We start from the raw sequence: 18,466 nt of genomic DNA, 5'->3' as shown, positions 1-18,466 counted from the left end.
GGCGATGGACGTGAGCAAGACCAAAAGCAGTTTTTACCGCCGGCTGTACGTGGCCTACCTGATCGACAGCGGCCTGGCCAGCAATGTCCCGGCCCTGACCGAGGCGACCGGCATGCCGCGGCGCACGGCGCAGGACACCATTGCGGCCCTGGCGGATCTGGATATCGTCTGTGAGTTCGAGCAGCAGGACGGCGCGCGCAATCATGCCGGCAGCTATCGGATCAAAAGCTGGGGCGCGATCGACAAGGGCTGGATCGAGGCGAATCTGTCACGGATCAAGGCGGTGCTGGAGTATCCCTGAGGGATCCCGGCAGCCCATCGGTGTGAATGCGAACCTGCTGGCTGCAGCAGGCTCGCGATCGCGATATCAGCTGCGGCGCATGCCGATATGCGGGATATTGTCTTCCAGGTACTCCTCGCCCACGACGTTGAAGCCGTAGCGCTCGTAATACCCCTGCAAATGCGCCTGGGCCGACAGATAGATCGGCGTTTGCGGCCAGTGTTTCTGCGCCTGTTTCAGCGCGTGCTCCATCAGTTCATGGCCCAGCCCCTTGCCCCGTGCCTGCGGGGCGATCACCACGCGGCCGATGACCACGTCGCCGCCCTGGGAGACCGGGTCGAGCAGGCGCAGGTAAGCCACCAGCTGGTCATCGTCCCAGGCCATCAGGTGGCAGGTGTCGCCTTCCAGGTCCTGGCCATCGACTTCCTGGTAGGCGCATTTCTGCTCGACCACGAAGACTTCGGTACGCAACTGCAGGATCGCGTACAGCTGCTCCTTGCCCAGATCGGTGTGGTGTTTGCAGACCCATTCGATTGTCATCGTTTCATCCTTTGGAAAGCTGTGACCGGATGTTAAGCGCCTGGCGGGTAGCTTGTCTTGCCTGGCAGTGGCGTGGCGATTCTGTGAGGCAGATCAAAATGCCATCATCGCGTTGGTTCACGTGTGTCTTCTTTGTGTAATCTGCGCTGACGCGCTGTGCAGTGGCGCCCATAAGCTACTGTTAGGAGCTGGATCGCGGCCGTCTACCGGCCGGAGAACCTCGAGTCTGGGCAAAAAACACGCAGGGCTGTCCGCCCGCTAAGGATCTTTTAGCATGCCGCGATTGCATCGAGCTTTTGCTTTGATCGGATTGCTGTTGCTGGGCCAGAGCGCTTATGCGGAAAAATTGCGATTGGTGGCCGACGCCTGGCCGCCCTTCACGGATGCGACGCTGGTCAACGGCGGGCTGGCCACCGACATCGTCAGCACCGCGCTGGCCCGGGCCGGTTACGCCAGCGAGTTCGAACAGGTGCCCTGGGCGCGGGCCCTGCTCGGCGTCGGCGAGGGCCGTTACGACGTGCTGGTGAATGCCTGGTTCAATGAGGCGCGCACCCAGCTGGGGCAGTTCTCCTCGGAGTACCTGGTCAATCGGGTGCGTTTCATCCGGCGCAAGGATGCCTCCATCGAATACACCAACCTCAAGCAATTGCACGGGTACCCCATCGCGGTGGTGCGTGGTTATGCCTACTCGCCCGATTTCGACAGCGATCCAGAGCTGCAGAAGGTCTTGGTGCATAACTTCGCGATGGCGGTGCGCATGCTGGCGGCCGACCGGGTCAAGCTGACCCTGGAGGACGAATACGTTGCCCGTTATTACCTGGCGCGGGAGTCGCCGCGGGTGCGCAATGCGGTGGAGTTCCTGCCCAATTCCCTGAGCGAGAACGGCCTGCATATCCTGGTCAGCCTGAAGAACCCCGCGCATGCGCAGATCGTGGCGAAGTTCGACCGGGAGATCGAGGCGATGAAAGCCGACGGTAGCTACGAGCGCTTGCTGCGCCAGCACGGGATGTAAAGCGGCGCCATTAAAGCTACTGCGGAAGGCTGGGCGCCAAGGCCGAAACCTGCGGCGTGCTTGAAAGCTTGCGCCTCCTGCGGAGGCGATCGCAGCCTGCGGCAGCGGCTACGCGGCCTGTTCTTCGCCGGTGTCCTTGATCAGGTGCGCCGCCAGGGTCCGCAAGGGGCCCAGTTGGCGGCAGATCAGCGCCAGTTGGGTCTGCACCAGCCGTTGACCTTCATCGATCTCGTCCGGCATCTGCTCCAGCTCGTTGGCCAGGGCTTCTTCGGCATCGCTCTGGATCGCCACCGGCTGCTTGCTCGCCAGGCCCTGGGCGATTTCATCGATGCTGCTGGCGAGGCTGACCCCGGCCCCATCGATCAGGTGCTCGCGGACTTCCGCCGGCAACTGGGTTTCCCGGTGCGCGCCGAGGCCGGAGAGGTAGCTGAGCAAGGTGTGCGACAGCACCAGGAAGCGAAAGCCGACGTCCGCTTCCTTACGGAAATGCCCGGGCTCCATCAGCATGTTGGCCAGGGTGGTGGACAGCGCCGCGTCGGCGTTATGGGCATTGCGCCGGGCCAGGCGGTACGCCAGGTCGTCGCTCTTGCCGGCCGCGTACTGCTGCATGATCTGCCGCAGGTAGATGCTGTTGCAGGTCAGGGTATTGGCCAGCACCTTGTTCAGGCGCCGGCCCTGCCAGTCCGGCAGGAACAGGAACACCGCCAGGCCGGCGATCAGGCTGCCCAGCAGGGTATCGAACAGGCGCGGCAGCAACAGCCCGTAGCCGTCGCCCACCTGGTTGAAGCAGAACAGCACCATGATGGTGATGGCGGCGGTGGCCAGGGTGTAGCGGGTGGTGCGGTTGGTAAAGAACACCACCCCGGCGGCGATGGCGAACAGTGACTGCACCAGCGGGCTGGGGAACAGGTCGAACAGCGCCCAGGCGACCACCAGGCCGATGGCGGTGCCGATGATCCGCTGGCCCAGCTTGCGCCGCGTGGCGCCGTAGTTCGGCTGGCAGACGAACAAGGTGGTGAGGATGATCCAGTAGCCCTGGGACGGGTGGATCAGGTGCACCATGCCGTAGCCGATGCTCAGGGCCAGGGGCAGGCGCAGGGCGTGGCGAAACAGCAGCGACGTCGGGGTCAGCTGGGTGCGCAGGCGGGTCCAGACGTCCTTGAGGTTGCGCGGCGAGCGGTCCAGCAGGCTGCTGTCGGTGGCGTCGGCCAGGGCGTCGGGGTTGCTGGCGTCGCTGAGCAGGCGGTCGAGGGTGCCGAGGTTGGCGGCCAGCGCTCGCAGCGAACGCAGCAGGCCGCGCCAGGCCGGGTTGCTCTGGATGCGCAGGTGTTCCAGGGAGGCGTGCAGGTCGCTCAGGGCCTCGGCGAAGCTGGCATCGTAGACGAAGGGCTGGCGCAGCTGGATGGATTCGCCCAGGGCCCGGCAGGCCTTGCCTTGCTGGCGCAGCAGGCGCTGGCAGCGGAACAGCACGTCGCTGTGGAAGAACGCATCGGCCAGGGCGTTGTAGGGGTAGTGGGACGAGCTGGCGCGTTCGTGGATGTCCTGGGCGAGGAAGTACAGCTTCAGGTAGCGGCTGACTTTCGAGCCCGGCCGGCCGTTGCCGACCCGGTGCAGGATGATTTCCTTGGCGGCGTTCAGGGCCGCCACCACCCGGCCGTTCTGCTGCGCCAGCTCCAGCCGGCGCGCTTCCACGTCCAGTTGGCGGATCGGTTCGAACAGCGACGACTTGAGCTTGAGGTAATAGCCCAGCTCGCGGAACAGGCGCGCCAGGCTCTGCTGCACCGGCTGGTTGGAAAACATCGCCTGCCACAGCACCGACAGCAGGCCGTACCAGGCGGCGCCGGCCACCAGCAGCAGCGGTTCATGCCAGAAGTCAGTGACGGCGCCGCCGCGCTGGTCCACGCCGATCATGGTGTAGACCGACAGGATCAGGGTCGCCGAGGCGATCGCCCCGTAACGTTCGCCCAGGGCGCCGAGCATGGTCAGGCCAAAGCTGGCCAGCGCCAGGGCGATGACGAAGATCCAGGGGTAGGGGAACAACAGTTCGACGGAAAGGGCGGCGACGCTGAAGCACACCAGGGTCACGGCCAGGGCATTGATCCGGCCTTGCCAGCTGTCGTCGGTCTCGGCCAGGGCGCTGGCGATAATCCCCAGGAACAAGGGGATCAGCAAAGCCATTTCGTCCTGGTACCAGCACAGCGCCATGCTCCCGGTCAGAGCGATGAACACCCGCACGCTGTAGCTGAATTTATCCAGCGCCCAAAGGCGCCGCAGTGACTGACGAAAGCTGGTCGATGACATGAAGTGAGAAAGCCTTCCGGGGCGATGCCGCTAAATTGAGCCAGTATTGACGCCCGCGCAATGGGGGCGTCACATCCGCCAGCAAATTCTGTTCCCGCTGATGTTCATCGGTACCTGTAGCCGCTGCCGAAGGCTGCGATCGACCCGAAGGGGCACAGCGATCTGGCGTCCCCCGAGGTCCTGCGGACCTATCGCAGCCTTCGGCAGCGGCTACAGGGATCGGGTGAGCGCCAGGAAGCGGATCAGACGTACTGCGCGGCCGCGTAGCCGGAGGCCCAGGCCCACTGGAAGTTGAAGCCGCCCAGGTGGCCGGTGACGTCCAGCACCTCACCGATGAAATACAGGCCCGGGCTCTTCAGCGATTCCATGGTCTTGGACGACACCTCGCGGGTGTCGACGCCGCCCAGCGTCACCTCGGCGGTGCGATAACCCTCGGTGCCGGCGGGCACCAGCTGCCAGCTCGCCAGCTTGCTGGCGATGTCCGCCAGCTCGGCGTGGGTGTACTGCTTCATCGGCTTGGAGACGAACCAGCTGTCGGCCAGCAGGCCGGCCATCTTCTTGGTGAAGATCTCGCCGAGCAGGGTCTTGAGCTCGCTGTTGGGACGCTCGGCCTGCTGCTGTTGCAGCCAGCCCGGCACGTCGTGGTCCGGCAGCAGGTTGATCTCCAGCGTGTCGCCGGGTTGCCAGTATGAGGAAATCTGCAGGATCGCCGGGCCGCTCAGGCCTCGGTGGGTGAACAGGATGTTCTCGCGAAAACTCATGTCGTTGCAGCTCACCAGGCAGTCCACCGAGGTGCCGGACAGCTCGCCGCACAGCTCCTTGAGCTGGTCGGTGATGGTGAACGGCACCAGGCCCGCGCGGGTCGGCAGCAGCTCGTGGCCGAACTGCTTGGCGATCTGATAACCGAAGCCGGTGGCGCCCAGGGTCGGAATCGACAGGCCGCCGGTGGCGATCACCAGGGATTCGCACTGGAGCTGGCCGAGGGTGGTTTCCAGCAGGTAGCCGGCGTCGAGCTTCTCGATCTGCTGGATCGAGGTGTCCAGGTGCAGCTGGACGCCGACCTGGTCGCACTCGTCGAGCAGCATGCCGAGGATGTCGCTGGACTTGTTGTCGCAGAACAGCTGGCCGAGCTTTTTCTCGTGGTACGGCACGCCATGCTTGGCCACCAGGCCGATGAAGTCCCACTGGGTGTAGCGAGCCAGGGCCGACTTGCAGAAATGCGGGTTCTGCGAAAGGAAGTTGCCGGGCTCGGTATACATGTTGGTGAAGTTGCAGCGCCCACCGCCGGACATGAGGATCTTCTTGCCGGCCTTGTTGGCATGGTCCAGCAGCATCACCTGGCGGCCACGACCGGCCGCGGTCAGCGCGCACATCAACCCTGCGGCGCCAGCGCCAATGATCACGACTTCGGTAGAGCGCAAAACGGTGTCCTCGATAGGGGGCAAACAACCCTGTAGCCGCTGCCGCAGGCTGCGATAAGGCCGAAGGCCTTCAGCGATCTCAAGATCCCGCACCCCTTCGTACGGAGTGCCGCCCAGATCGGTTGCAGCCTGCGGCAGCGGCTACAGGTTAAGCGGTGGTATTACAGGATGCGCACGCGCAGCGAGCGGCCCTTGATCTTGCCGCTGTTCAGGCGTTGCAGGGCCTGCTTGGCGATGCCGCGGTCCACGGCGACATAGGCCTGGAAGTCGAAAATCGCAATCTTGCCGACCTGGGTGCCGGGGATGCCGGCTTCACCGGTCAGGGCGCCGAGGATGTCGCCCGGACGCACTTTGTCCTTGCGCCCGGCGCCGATGCACAGGGTGCTCATGGCCGGCAGCAGCGGGCCGCCGCCCTGGGATTTCAGGCTGTCGATCTGTTCCCAGTTCAAGGGCGACTTCTGCAGTTGCTCGATAGCCTGGGCGCGGTGCGCTTCGGACGGTGCCACCAGGCTGACCGCCAGGCCCTTCTCGCCGGCGCGGCCGGTGCGGCCGACGCGGTGGATGTGGATCTCCGAATCCCGCGCCAGCTCGACGTTGATCACCATGTCCAGGGCATCGATGTCCAGGCCGCGGGCGGCCACATCGGTGGCCACCAGCACCGAGGTGCTGCGGTTGGCGAACATCGCCAATACCTGGTCGCGGTCGCGCTGCTCCAGGTCGCCGTGCAGTCCCACCGCGGACATGCCCTTGGCGGTCAGGTGGTCGACGGTTTCCTGGACCTGCTGCTTGGTGAAGCAGAAGGCCACGCAGGATTGCGGACGGAAGTGGTTCAGCACCTTGACCACCGCGTCGATGCGCTCTTCCGGTGAGATCTCGTAGAAACGCTGCTCGATCTGGCTGTCGGCGTGCAGGGCTTCGGCCTTCACCTGCTGCGGGTCGCGCATGAATTTGGAAGCAAGCTGCTTGATGCCCACCGGGTAGGTGGCGGAGAACAGCAGGGTCTGCCGGCGCTCGGGGGTGTAGGCGATGATTTCTTCGATCGGGTCGTAGAAGCCCATATCCAGCATGCGGTCGGCTTCGTCGAGGACCAGGGTGTTGAGGCCGTCGAGTTTCAGCGAACCCTTGCGCAGGTGCTGGGACAGGCGGCCGGGGGTGCCGACGATGATGTGCGCGCCGTGCTCCAGCGAGGCGATCTGCGGGCCGAAGGACACGCCGCCGCACAGGGTCAGGACCTTGATGTTGTCTTCGGCGCGGGCCAGGCGACGGATTTCCTTGGCCACCTGGTCGGCCAGCTCGCGGGTCGGGCAGATCACCAGGGCCTGGCAACCGAAATAGCGCGGATTGATCGGGTTCAGCAGGCCGATGCCGAACGCGGCGGTCTTGCCGCTGCCGGTCTTGGCCTGGGCGATCAGGTCCATCCCCTTGAGGATCACCGGCAAGCTTTGCGCCTGGACCGGCGTCATCTGGGCATAACCGAGTGAGTCGAGGTTAGCCAGCATGGCGGCGGACAGCGGCAAAGTATTAAAAGCGGTGGCGATGGTGGTCACGGGACGGGCCTGCAAAACAAAATGTCGCGCAGTGTATCAGCCCCGCCCCCTTTACCTGCAATTTCTGGACGAAAAGTAGCCAGATTCCCCGCAGAAGCCTGCGCGCCCCGTGGGAAATCAGTGCTCGATATGTTGCTCCTCGACCTTGCGTACCCGCCGGCCGTCCTTGGGTGATAGCTGCAGGAAGATTGCCGCCGCCAGCATCGCCATGATTCCCACCGTGAGGAAGGTCAGCTGGAAGGCGCCGAGCACGGTGTTCACGCCGTCGTTGCCGACTTCGGCGGTGAAGCCACCGAGCAGCGCGCCGGCGCAGGCCACCCCCAGGCTCAGGGACAGTTGCGCCACCACCGACAGCAGGCCGTTGCCGCTGCTGGCGGAGGCGTCGTCGAGGTCGATCAGGGTCACGGTGTTCATCGCCGTGAACTGCAGCGAGTTGATCGCCCCCAGCACCGCCAGCATGCCCAGCAGCAGCGGGTAGGGCGTCTGCTGCGTGACCAGGCCCATGCTGGCGAGCATGATCCCCAGCGCCAGGGTGTTGCCGGTGAGGACGATGCGGTAGCCCAGGCGTTCGATCAGCGGGCGGGCGATGGACTTGGCCAGCATCGCCGCGGCGGCCAGCGGCAGCATGCTCATCCCGGCCTGGGACGGTGAATAACCGAGGGCCACTTGCAGCAGCAGGGGCACCAGGAACGGCAGGGCGCCGCTGCCGAGGCGGGCGAACAGGTTGCCGAGGATGCCCACGGCGAAGGTCCGCACCTTGAACAGCGAAGGCGCGAACAGCGGATTGTCGATGTGCCCGGCCCGCAGCCAGTACGCCGCGAGGCAGGCCAGGCCGCCGAACAGCAGCAACATCACCCGCAGGTGCGGCAGGTGCAGTTCGCCCAAGCCTTCCATGGCAATGGTGATCAGCACCATCGCCGCGCCGAACAGCAAAAAGCCCAGGCCGTCGAAACGCGTGCGTTCGCTGCCGCGCAGGTCGGGAATGAGCTTCCAGACGGCATAACAGCCGATCACGCCCACCGGCAGGTTGATCAGGAAGATCCAGTGCCAGGTCAGGTACTGCACCATCCAGCCGCCCATGGTCGGGCCGATCAGCGGGCCGAGCAGCCCGGGGATGGTGATGAAACCCATGATCCGCACCAGTTCCGAACGCGGGTAGGCGCGTAGCACCACCAATCGGCCGACGGGCAGCATCAGGGCGCCGCCCAGGCCCTGGATCACCCGGGCGCCGACCAGCAGGCTCAGGGAGTTGGACAGGGCGCAGAGCAGCGAGCCGATGCTGAACAGCAAGATGGCGCCGAAGAAAATCTTGCGTGTGCCGAAGCGGTCGGCGATCCAGCCGGAGGCCGGGATCAGCAGCGCCACGGTGAGCATGTAGGCGATGACCACGCCCTGCATGCGCAATGGGTCTTCCGCCAGGTCGCGGGCCATGGCCGGCAGGGCGGTATTGAGGATGGTCCCGTCGAGGGATTGCATGAAGAAGGCGATGGCCACCACCCAGGGCAGCCAGTGGGCGGTGTTGGCGTCAAGCTCGGCACGGTTGGGCATGGGACCTCTTTCTTGTTGTGAGCACCTATCCCCCTGCAACCACATCGCGGGCAAGGACTGGGCGTCCCCCCTGCTCCTACGGAAGCGCGAGGCTTGCCCGCGACAGCGGTTACAGGGTCAGGGTCAGCCGGCTCACCAGCGCGCCCGGCAGCTGCGCCGAGGCGGTCTGGCGCTGGCTGTAGGTACTGGCCGACAGCAGCAGCTCGCGCTCCCGGGTCAGGCCTTCCAGGTGCGAACCCAGCAGGCTGTAGACGCTGTCATCGAAACGCATGGTGCTGACTGGCGCCTGGATCTCGCCGTTCTCCACCCAGAAGGTGGCGAAGCGGGTCATGCCGGTCAGGCGCGCCGCCGGCTGGTCCGAGTAGTTCAGGTACCACAGGTTGCTGATGTACAGGCCGGTGCCCAGTTGCTGGAGAATGTCCTGCTGCGACAACTGCCCGGGCGCCATGTTCAACGCGCTGGGGTATTCGCCGCTACCGGCGCCGTTGGTGGTCAGGCTGTATTCGGCGGCGCTGCGCGAGTTGATCAACTGCCCTTGGGCGACGCCGCCGGCGATCAGCGACAGGTCGCTGCGCGGGTAGCCTTCATCGGAAAACGCCGGGCTCAACGAGCCGGTGACCTGCTCGTCCAGCGACACCAGGGGGCTCAGGCGGGCATCGCCGGCGTAGAGCTTTTGCAGCGGGCTGTGCTTGCTGGCGATGGACTGGGCGGAAAACCCGCCCCAGCTCAGCATGCCCATGATTTCCTCCAGGGCCGCCGGCGCCAGGTAGGCGCGATACTGCCCGGGCGCCAGGGTGCGCAGCGGTCGGCCGAGAAACGCCAGCTGTTCCCGGGCCTGCTGGAAGCGCTGGGCGAAGCCCTGGCTGCTCCATTCGTGCCCGGCGTAGCTGGCTTTGACGGCCTGGCCATTCTCGTGGAACAGGCTGAAGTCGAAGTTGAAGCTGTTGGCCTGGTGCCAGCCAAAGGCTCCCGAGGAACTGGCAAAACCCCGGCTGATCGGGCCGGCCGCGTAGAACCCCACCAGGTCCAGCCCGGCGGCGGCCTGGCCGATTTCGGCCACCACCTGCTCGCTGCTGGGCAGCGGGTGTTCCTGCACATTGTGGGTGTTCCAGGCGTCGTGGTTGAGCAGCAGGTACGGGTCCTGGGGCAGCAGCGGCAGGGTCTCGCGCAACTGTTGCAGGCCTTCGGCCAGGCGCTGGATGTCGACCTGCGGGTCGCCGGCGAGGGTGATGCTGAGATCGGCATGGCGCCCGTCGTCGATCAGCTTGAAGCCGAGGCTGGCCTGCTGCACCTGCCCGGCCTGGCGCACCTTGGCGTGGTTGAAGCGGATGAACTGCGAAGACTCGGCGGCGTAGCTCAGGGTGAACTGCTCGGGCTCGCGCACGGCGTCGCGCAGCCAGTCCACCAGGGTCTTGAACTGTTCGGCCTGATTCAGGGACGTACTCATCAGGCGTCTCCTCCAAATACATCGACATTGCTGAAAACACAGGCCGGCGAGGCATGGCCGACGCGGATCACCTGGTTCGGTTCGCCCTTGCCGCAGTTCGGCGTGCCCAGGACCTTGAAGGTGCTGGCGTCGCCGACGGCGCTGAGGTTTTTCCAGAACTGCGCGGAAATCGCCCGGTAGTTGGGGTTTTTCACCACGTCCTTGAGTTCGCCGTTCTCGATCAGCTGGCCCCATTCGCAGCCGAACTGGAACTTGTTGCGCGCATCGTCGATGGACCAGGAACGGTTGGTGGACATCAGGATGCCGTTCTCGATGCCGCCGATCAGCTGCGCCAGCGGCTGGTCGCCGGGCTCGATATTGAGGTTGGCCATGCGGTCGATGGGCGGGCGGTTCCAGCTGCAGGCGCGGCTGTTGGCCACGCCGTCGAGGCCGGCGCGGAATTGCGAGAGCGCGCCGCCCAGCGGGCGCAGCAGCAGGCCTTGCTTGATCAGGAACTGCTTGCTGGCGGCTGTGCCGTCGTCGTCATGGCCGTAGCTGGCCAGCTGCTCGGGAATGTCCGGGTCGAAGGTCACGTTGAGCAGGCTGGAGCCATATTGCAGGCTGCCGAAGTCGCTGCTTTTCACGAAGCTGGTGCCGGCGTAGTTGCGCTCGTCGCCGAGGATGCGGTCCAGCTCCAGCGGGTGGCCGATGGATTCGTGGATCTGCAGCATCATCTGGTCCGGCATCAGCAACAGGTCGCGCGGGCCCTGGGGCGTATTGGGCGCCAGCAGCAGTTGCAGCGCCTGGTCGGCGACCTGGGCGCCGGCACCGATCAGGCCGCAGCGGCTGATCACATCGGCGCCGCCCTGCTGGCCGAAGTTCTCGCGGCCCAGGCTGCGGGTCTGGCTGTCATTGCCATCGTAGGCGGTGACGTCCATGCCCGGGTAGACGAAACGCTGGGCCTGGCGCAGTTCGGCGCCGGCGCTGTTGAGGTAGATCTGCTCGACGTGGGTGATGCCGAGGCTGACCTGCCAGTTCACCAGGCGCTCGTCCTTGGGCACGGCCGCGGACTCGTCGCCGAGCAGTTGGTAGCAGTCGCTCAGGGACGGGAAGGGCTGCTCGAGGTTGGGCGAGAAGTAATCGGCGCGGTCGCTGGACACCGCCTGTTCGCGCAGGTCGAGCAGGGCGTGGGCGGCGATCAGCCGGGCTTGTTGCTCGGCGCGTTGCAGCGCGGCCTGCAGGCCGTTTTGCGACAGGTCGTTGGTGGCGGCGTAGGCCTCGACGCCATTGACCCGCACGGTGAGCATCGCGCCTTCGTCACGGCTCAGGCTCGGCGGCTCCGCGACGTTCTTGCGCACCGACAGGTACTGGCCGGATTCGCGCACGTAACGCAGGGAAAAGAATTCGGCGCCCGTGCGCAAGGCAGCGAAGCGCTGCTTGAGCTGGGGGTGGAAATCGAACATGTGAGGAGCCTCCATGTGAACCGTCCGGCTGTTGCAGGCCTTATCGAGAGCAAGCGAGCGTCGGGCCAGTGTTTTTCTGTAGCAGCGAGCGTGCTCGCGATAAAGCCCGAAGGGCTTTGAAGCCAGGTCGGAAAAGGTGCTGGGGGATGCTGCGAGCGCCTAGATTAGGCCCGTGCGGTGGGCGGTATCAAGCGGGAAGGGGCAGGGAAATGTTGGAGAACTGTAGTTGTTGCCAAGGGCTGTGATTCGGCAATCGGGTTCTTGCCTGGTGAACCGTGGTGGCTGGTTTGCGTCGGCTGCGCACGGAATGCCGCCCAGACCGATCGCAGCCTGCGGCAGCGGCTACAGGCCGGATACAGCAAAACGGCGCCGATCGTGCGATCGGCGCCGTTCGACGTTACTGCGCGGTAGCGCTCACTTCACGTACCGGCTTGCCACGTACCGGGGCATCGCCCGCCACGTAGTAGGCCGCCTTGCTGCGTGGCAGAGGCTGACGGCCACGGATCTTGTCGGCGATTTTCTCGGCCATCATGATTGTCGGCGCGTTCAGGTTGCCGGTGGTGATGATCGGCATGATCGAGGCATCGACCACTCGCAGACCCTGCATGCCATGCACGCGACCCTGGCCATCGACCACGGCCATTTCGTCGGTGCCCATCTTGCACGAGCAGGATGGGTGGAACGCGGTTTCGGCGTGCTCGCGGATGAATTTATCCAGCTGCTCGTCGGTCTGCACCTCGATGCCCGGGCTGATTTCGCGGCCGCGGAAGGCGTCCAGTGCCGGCTGTTGCATGATTTCCCGGGTCAGGCGGATGCCATCGCGGAATTCCTGCCAGTCCTGCTCGGTGGCCATGTAGTTGAACAGGATGCTCGGGTGCTGGCGCGGGTCCTTGGACTTGAGCTGGATCCGGCCGCGGCTTGGCGAACGCATGGAGCCCATGTGCGCCTGGAAGCCGTGCTCCTTCACACCGTTGCTGCCGTTGTAGTTAATCGCCACCGGCAGGAAGTGGTACTGGATGTTCGGCCATTCGAACTCTTCGCGAGTGCGGATGAAACCGCCGGCTTCGAACTGGTTGCTGGCGCCGATGCCGGTGCCGTTGAACAGCCACTCGGCACCGATGGCCGGCTGGTTGTACCAGAGCAGCGACGGGTACAGCGAGACCGGTTGGGTGCAGGCGTACTGCAGGTACAGCTCCAGGTGGTCCTGCAGGTTCTCGCCGACGCCCGGCAGGTCGTGGACCACCGGAATGTCCAGGCTTTCCAGCAGCTTGGCCGGGCCGACGCCGGAACGTTGCAGGATCTGTGGCGAGGCGATGGCGCCGGCGCACAGCAGCACTTCCTTGCGGGCACGGGCTTCGACGCGCTCTTCGGCGGAGCCGACCAGGTAACGCACGCCAACGGCACGCTTGCCTTCGAACAGGATCTTGTCGGTCAGGGCGTGGGTGACGATGTTCAGGGTCGAACGCTTCTTCGCCACGTCGAGGTAGCCGCGGGCGGTACTGGCGCGACGGCCTTTAGGCGTCACGGTGCGGTCCATCGGACCGAAACCTTCCTGCTGGTAGCCGTTGAGGTCGGAGGTAGCGGGGTAACCGGCTTGCACGCCGGCTTCGACCATGGCGTGGAACAGCGGGTTGTTGCCGGCTTTCGGCGTGGTCACGCTGACCGGACCGTCGCCACCGTGGTAGTCGTTCGGGCCGATGTCGCGGGTTTCCGCCTTGCGGAAATACGGCAGGCAGTCCAGGTAGGTCCAGTCTTCCAGGCCTGGCAGTTTTGCCCAGCCGTCGTAGTCCATGGCGTTGCCGCGGATGTAGCACATGCCGTTGATCAGCGAGGAACCGCCCAGGCCCTTGCCGCGGCCGCATTCCATCCGGCGACCGTTCATGTGTGGCTCTGGATCGGTCTCGTAGGCCCAGTTGTAGCGACGGCCTTGCAGCGGGAACGCCAGGGCTGCCGGCATCTGCGTGCGGAAGTCGAAACGGTAGTCCGGGCCGCCGGCTTCGAGCAGCAGCACGGTGACGCCTTCGTCTTCAGTCAGACGGGTCGCCAGGGTGTTACCGGCGGAGCCGGCACCGATGATGATGTAATCGTATTCTTGGGACATTGAATGCACCCTCTTGAGTGTGGTCAGGTCGGACGAGCAATAGGCCTGTAGCCGTTGCCGAAGGCTGCGGTCGGCCCGGAACGGGACGCGCTCTTGAGGCCCTCGAAGGCCCTGCGGGCCTTATCGCAGCCTCGCAAGCTCGGCAGCGGCTACAGGTTGTCGTTCAGGCTGGGTGTCTTAGAACACCGAGGCGTAGTCGCCCAGCTCGACCTGTACCGACTTGATGCGGGTGAAGTTGTTCAGCGAGCTGATGCCGTTCTCACGGCCAACACCCGACTGCTTGTAGCCACCGACCGGCATCTTGGCGTCGGATTCGCCCCAGGCGTTGATCCAGCAGATACCGGCTTCGAGCTGATGAATCACGCGGTGCGCGCGGTTCAGGTCACGGGTTACCACACCGGCGGCCAGGCCGAAGTCGGTGTCGTTGGCGCGACGGATCACCTCTTCTTCGGTTTCGTAGGTCAGGATGCTCATCACCGGGCCGAAGATTTCTTCGCGGACGATGGTCATCTCGTCGGTGCAGTCGCTGAACACGGTCGGTGCCACGAATGCGCCTTTGGCGAATGCGCCGTCGGTCAGGCGTTCGCCGCCGCACAGCAGGCGGGCGCCTTCTTCCTTGCCCTTGGCGATGTAGCCCAGCACGCTTTCCATGTGGGCGAAGCTGACCAGCGGGCCGAAGTTGGTGTTTTCGTCTTCCGGGTTGCCAACGCGAATGCGTGCGACGCGCTCGACGATCTTGGCTTCGAAAGCGGCTTTCAGGTGGCTCGGTACGAAGACGCGAGTACCGTTGGTGCAGACCTGGCCGGAGCTGTAGAAGTTGGCCATCATCGCGGTGTCGGCGGCGCGATCCAGATCGGCGTCGTCGAAGATGATCAGCGGCGACTTGCCGCCCAGTTCCATGGTCACGTCTTTCAGCGAGGAGCTGGAAGCGCTGGCCATGACCTTCTTGCCGGTGTCGGTGCCGCCGGTGAAGGAGACTTTCTCGATGCGCGGGTGTTCGGTCAGCCAGGTGCCGACTTCGCGGCCGCTACCGGTCAGGACGTTGAACACGCCAGCCGGAACACCGGCTTCGGTGTAGATCTCGGCCAGTTTCAGGGTGGTCAGCGAGGTGACTTCGCTTGGCTTGAAGATCATCGCGTTACCGGCCGCCAGGGCTGGCGCGGATTTCCACAGGGCGATCTGGATCGGGTAGTTCCACGCGCCGATACCGGCCACGACGCCCAGCGGCTCGCGACGGGTGTAGACGAACGAAGTGGTGCGCAGCGGGATCTGCTCGCCTTCGATGGCCGGTACCAGGCCCGCGTAGTATTCCAGTACGTCGGCGCCGGTGACGATGTCGACATATTTGGTTTCGGAGTAGGCCTTGCCGGTGTCCAGGGTTTCCAGGGCAGCCAGTTCATCGTTGCGCTCGCGCAGGATGTCCACGGCGCGACGCAGGATGCGCGAACGCTCCATAGCGGTCATCGCGGCCCAGATCTTCTGGCCTTTTTCGGCGCTGACAACGGCGCGCTCGACGTCATCAAAGGTCGCACGTTGCACTTGAGCGAGGACTTCACCGTTGGCCGGGTTGATGGCGTCGAAGGTGGCGTCGCTGCCGGCGTCGGTGTAGCCGCCGTCAATGTAGAGTTTTTGCAGTTCGAAACGGGCCATGTTGATAGTCCTCGCAAGTGCATAAGTGGTTGGCGTTCACCACTGGGTGCGCCGTGTAGCCTGGGCGCGCTGGTCAGTGGCAGTTCAGGGGACCGAGCGTCTTGTAATGTGCTCTAGCGCTCCTGCTTAGCCAGTTGGAAATCCATGTATTCGTAAGCGATCCGGTGCGCCTGCTCGGTGTCGAAAGCGTCTCCCGACAGCGCGCCGCGCAACCACAAACCGTCGATCAGGGCTGCCAGGCCTCGCGCTGCGCTGCGTGCATCATCCAGCGGCAGGACGCGGCGGAACTGGCAGCACAGGTTGGAATACAGGCGGTGATCGTTGATCCGCTGCAACCTGTGCAAAGACGGGTGGTGCATGCTGGTGGCCCAGAAGGCCAGCCAGGTTTTCATTGCCGGGCCATTGACCTGGCTGGCGTCGAAGTTGCCTTCGATGATCACCTGGAGGTGAGCCCGCGGGCTGTTGTCCTCCAGCGCCTGACGGCGCGCGGTGACGTTCTCGCTGAGGACACTCATCAGATACTGCGCCGTGGCGGCGATCAGGCCGTTCTTGTCCTGAAAGTAGTGACTGATGATGCCGTTCGAGACACCGGCCAAACGGGCGATCAGCGCAATGCTGGCGTCCCCCATCCCGACCTGATCGACCGCCAGCAACGTGGCTTCGATCAACTGCTGGCGGCGTATGGGTTGCATACCGACCTTGGGCATCTTGCACATCTCCTTAGGCCTGCTGGCAGTCGTGAAACGGCTACCGGCGTGAGGGCCAGTCTATTTTGTTTTGATTGAACGTTCAATCAACAAAGAATAAGATCTGCGACAAATCGTCGCTGCCTCCAGGTCCTTCCTGCGTGTAGATGGCGGAAAAGCGACCTCCGAAAAAAGCCTGAAACCCAAGCAGGACATAGCGTGAGCCAGCGAGGACGGATGTGTTGAGTGGGCAAGACGCTTAAGGCCAGGTGACGAACTGCACGTTTGCACTCGGCCTTCGACGCTGGTTCTCAACGCAACTCCTGCAGGTTCGGGCTTTTTCGGGGTGTCTTTATATCACCCGTCGGTCGGCTGCCAACTAACCGATTGGTCGGGTGCCGTGTTGCCTTGTGTTCTTCTCTCGCACTGCCTGGAGCATCTGTGCCATGAGTTCTGCCTCTCTTATAAAGACCCCACCGGAAAAGGTGCGGGTCAACGGTTGGGTGTTCTACACCTCTACCGCGCTGATCCTGTTGCTGACCGCCATTCTGATCATCGCCCCGCAAGAGGCCGGCAGACTGCTCGGCATTGCCCAGGCTTGGTTGTCCCGCAGCTTCGGCTGGTACTACATGGTGGTGATCGCCGCCTACCTGGTATTCGTCGTCGGCCTGGCGTTTTCCTCCTACGGCAAGCTCAAGCTGGGAACCAAGCAAGACACCCCGGATTTCAGCTATGGCGCCTGGGCCGGCATGCTGTTCTCGTCCGGTATCGGCATCTCACTGCTGTACTTCGGCGCTTCCGAACCGCTGGACCACTACTTCAACCCGCCTGAAGGCGTAGCGGGCAGCAACCAGGCCGCGCGCCAGGCGCTGCAGCTGACCTTCCTGCACTGGGGCCTGCACGGCTGGGCGATCTACGCCCTGGTCGGCCTGGCCGTGGCTTACTTTGCCTACCGCCATAACCAGCCGCTGGCGCTGCGTTCGGCGCTGTACCCGCTGGTGGGCGAGCGCTGGGTCAAGGGCGCGGCCGGCCACGCGGTGGACGGTTTCGGCATGTTCGTGACCCTGCTGGGCCTGGTGACCAACCTGGGCATCGGCTCGATGCAGGTGTCTTCCGGCCTGGAAAACCTGTTCGGCATGGAACACAGCAACACCAACCTGCTGATCGTGATCATCGTCATGAGCACCGTGGCCACCATCGCCGCGGTATCGGGTGTGGAAAACGGCATCCGCCGCCTGTCCAACCTGAACATAGTGCTGTTCAGCGGCCTGCTGATCTTCGTGCTGCTGTTTGGTCCGACCCTGCACCTGCTCAACGGTTTCGTGCAAAACGTCGGCGATTACCTCAACGGTGTGGTGCTCAAGACCTTTGACCTCTATGTGTACGAAGGCGACAGCGCCAAGTCCGACCGCTGGCTGGGCCTGTGGACCCTGTTCTACTGGGCGTGGTGGATTTCCTGGGCGCCATTCGTCGGCATGTTCATCGCGCGTATTTCCCGTGGCCGTACCGTGCGCGAACTGGTGGCGGGCGTGCTGCTGATTCCGCTGGGCTTCACCCTGGCCTGGCTGTCGGTGTTCGGTAACTCGGCCCTGGACCTGGTGATGAACCACGGCGCGGTAGAGCTCGGCAAGACGGCGCTGCAACAGCCGTCCATGGCGATCTACCAACTGCTGGATCATTACCCGGCGTCGAAGATTGTCATCGGCGTGTCGATTTTCGTCGGCTTCGTCCTGTTCCTGACCCCGGCCGACTCCGGCGCGGTGATGATGGCCAACCTGTCCTGCAAGGGCGGCAACGTCGATGAAGACGCCCCGCACTGGCTGCGGATCTTCTGGTCGGTGGTGATCACCCTGGTGACCGTCGGCCTGCTGTTCGCCGGTAACTTCGAGGCCATGCAGACCATGGTGGTGCTGGCCGGCCTGCCGTTCTCGGTGGTGCTGGTGTGCTTCATGTTCGGCCTGCACAAGGCCATGCGCCAGGACACGCAGATCGAACAGGAGCAAGCGGAACTGGCGGCCCGTGGTCGTCGTGGTTTCAGCGAGCGCCTGACCCAGCTGGACCTGCAGCCGACCCAGGCGGTGGTTCAGCGTTTCATGGACAAGCACGTGACGCCGGCACTGGAAGAGGCCGCTACCCAGTTGCGCAACCAGGGCCTGGATGTGCAAACCCTGCTGGGCAAGTCCAAGCGCTGCATGGGGGTGCGGATCGAGATGGAAGAGGGCAACCCTTTCGTCTATGAAGTGAGCCTGGACGGCTATCTGGCGGCGCCGAGCGAATCGGCCGATGCGGCAGAGGAGCGTGCGCGCTACTACCGCGCCGAGGTCTACCTGCACAACGGCAGCCAGGAATACGACTTGATGGGCTTCACTCAGGAGCAGATCACCCGTGACGTGCTCGATCAGTTCGAAAGCCATCGGCAGCTCCTTGGCCGGGTCTACAGCTAAGGTCTGAAGAAGACGCGGGCCCGAATTCACCGGGTACCGCGTCGCAT

At 64.4% G+C, this 18,466-nt stretch carries 13 protein-coding genes; 3 read left to right on the top strand and 10 right to left on the bottom strand.

Going from position 1 to position 18,466, the window contains the following annotated elements; genetic code table 11:
• Positions 1-4: 4 nt before the first annotated feature.
• Positions 5-301, top strand: coding sequence for a winged helix-turn-helix domain-containing protein (locus H0I86_RS29345; protein WP_023969222.1), 297 nt, complete (start codon positions 5-7; stop codon positions 299-301).
• 66 nt (positions 302-367) lie between these two features.
• Here the strand turns inward: H0I86_RS29345 and H0I86_RS29340 are convergent, their stop codons facing one another.
• On the bottom strand, positions 368-820 hold the full coding sequence (locus H0I86_RS29340) for a GNAT family N-acetyltransferase (protein ID WP_180923106.1): 453 nt from the start codon (positions 818-820) through the stop codon (positions 368-370).
• A 274-nt stretch (positions 821-1,094) separates the two neighbouring features.
• Here H0I86_RS29340 and H0I86_RS29335 point away from each other — a divergent pair, with 274 nt between their 5' ends.
• Positions 1,095-1,832 (top strand): substrate-binding periplasmic protein, encoded by a 738-nt coding sequence (locus H0I86_RS29335; protein ID WP_180923105.1) that lies wholly within the window; start codon positions 1,095-1,097, stop codon positions 1,830-1,832.
• A gap of 108 nt (positions 1,833-1,940) precedes the next feature.
• On the opposite strand, the gene yccS is transcribed toward H0I86_RS29335, so the two are convergent.
• The 9 genes from yccS to betI all read right to left on the bottom strand — a co-directional run bounded on the left by yccS (position 1,941) and on the right by betI (position 15,996).
• The gene (yccS, locus tag H0I86_RS29330; protein ID WP_180923104.1) at positions 1,941-4,133 is read right to left on the bottom strand and encodes a YccS family putative transporter; all 2,193 of its coding nucleotides are present in this window, start codon (positions 4,131-4,133) and stop codon (positions 1,941-1,943) included.
• Positions 4,134-4,375: 242 nt separating this feature from the next.
• Positions 4,376-5,554, bottom strand: coding sequence for a BaiN/RdsA family NAD(P)/FAD-dependent oxidoreductase (locus tag H0I86_RS29325; RefSeq protein ID WP_180923103.1), 1,179 nt, complete (start codon positions 5,552-5,554; stop codon positions 4,376-4,378).
• 161 nt (positions 5,555-5,715) lie between these two features.
• Complete coding sequence (gene dbpA, locus H0I86_RS29320) at positions 5,716-7,053, bottom strand: ATP-dependent RNA helicase DbpA (RefSeq protein WP_231999354.1); 1,338 nt, start codon at positions 7,051-7,053, stop codon at positions 5,716-5,718.
• A gap of 165 nt (positions 7,054-7,218) precedes the next feature.
• The gene (mdtD, locus tag H0I86_RS29315; protein WP_180923102.1) at positions 7,219-8,649 is read right to left on the bottom strand and encodes a multidrug transporter subunit MdtD; all 1,431 of its coding nucleotides are present in this window, start codon (positions 8,647-8,649) and stop codon (positions 7,219-7,221) included.
• A 109-nt stretch (positions 8,650-8,758) separates the two neighbouring features.
• On the bottom strand, positions 8,759-10,096 hold the full coding sequence (locus H0I86_RS29310) for a TldD/PmbA family protein (RefSeq protein WP_180923101.1): 1,338 nt from the start codon (positions 10,094-10,096) through the stop codon (positions 8,759-8,761).
• Positions 10,096-11,538 (bottom strand): TldD/PmbA family protein, encoded by a 1,443-nt coding sequence (locus H0I86_RS29305; RefSeq protein WP_180923100.1) that lies wholly within the window; start codon positions 11,536-11,538, stop codon positions 10,096-10,098. Before H0I86_RS29305 ends, H0I86_RS29310 begins: the two co-directional genes overlap by 1 nt.
• Positions 11,539-11,935: 397 nt before the next feature.
• The gene (gene betA / locus H0I86_RS29300) at positions 11,936-13,639 is read right to left on the bottom strand and encodes a choline dehydrogenase (RefSeq protein WP_180923099.1); all 1,704 of its coding nucleotides are present in this window, start codon (positions 13,637-13,639) and stop codon (positions 11,936-11,938) included.
• Between the two features lie 177 nt (positions 13,640-13,816).
• Positions 13,817-15,289: a betaine-aldehyde dehydrogenase gene (gene betB, locus H0I86_RS29295; protein WP_180923098.1), complete on the bottom strand. Its 1,473-nt coding sequence runs from the start codon at positions 15,287-15,289 to the stop codon at positions 13,817-13,819.
• A 113-nt stretch (positions 15,290-15,402) separates the two neighbouring features.
• Positions 15,403-15,996, bottom strand: coding sequence for a transcriptional regulator BetI (gene betI, locus H0I86_RS29290; protein WP_180923097.1), 594 nt, complete (start codon positions 15,994-15,996; stop codon positions 15,403-15,405).
• Between the two features lie 482 nt (positions 15,997-16,478).
• Between betI and H0I86_RS29285 the strand changes: the two genes are divergently transcribed.
• Complete coding sequence (locus tag H0I86_RS29285; RefSeq protein WP_373369440.1) at positions 16,479-18,419, top strand: BCCT family transporter; 1,941 nt, start codon at positions 16,479-16,481, stop codon at positions 18,417-18,419.
• The last annotated feature ends 47 nt before the right edge of the window (positions 18,420-18,466 follow it).

It is taken from the genome of Pseudomonas chlororaphis subsp. aurantiaca (assembly GCF_013466605.1).
GTDB lineage: Bacteria > Pseudomonadota > Gammaproteobacteria > Pseudomonadales > Pseudomonadaceae > Aquipseudomonas > Aquipseudomonas chlororaphis_I.
This window is presented reverse-complemented; position numbering and strand designations above follow the sequence as displayed.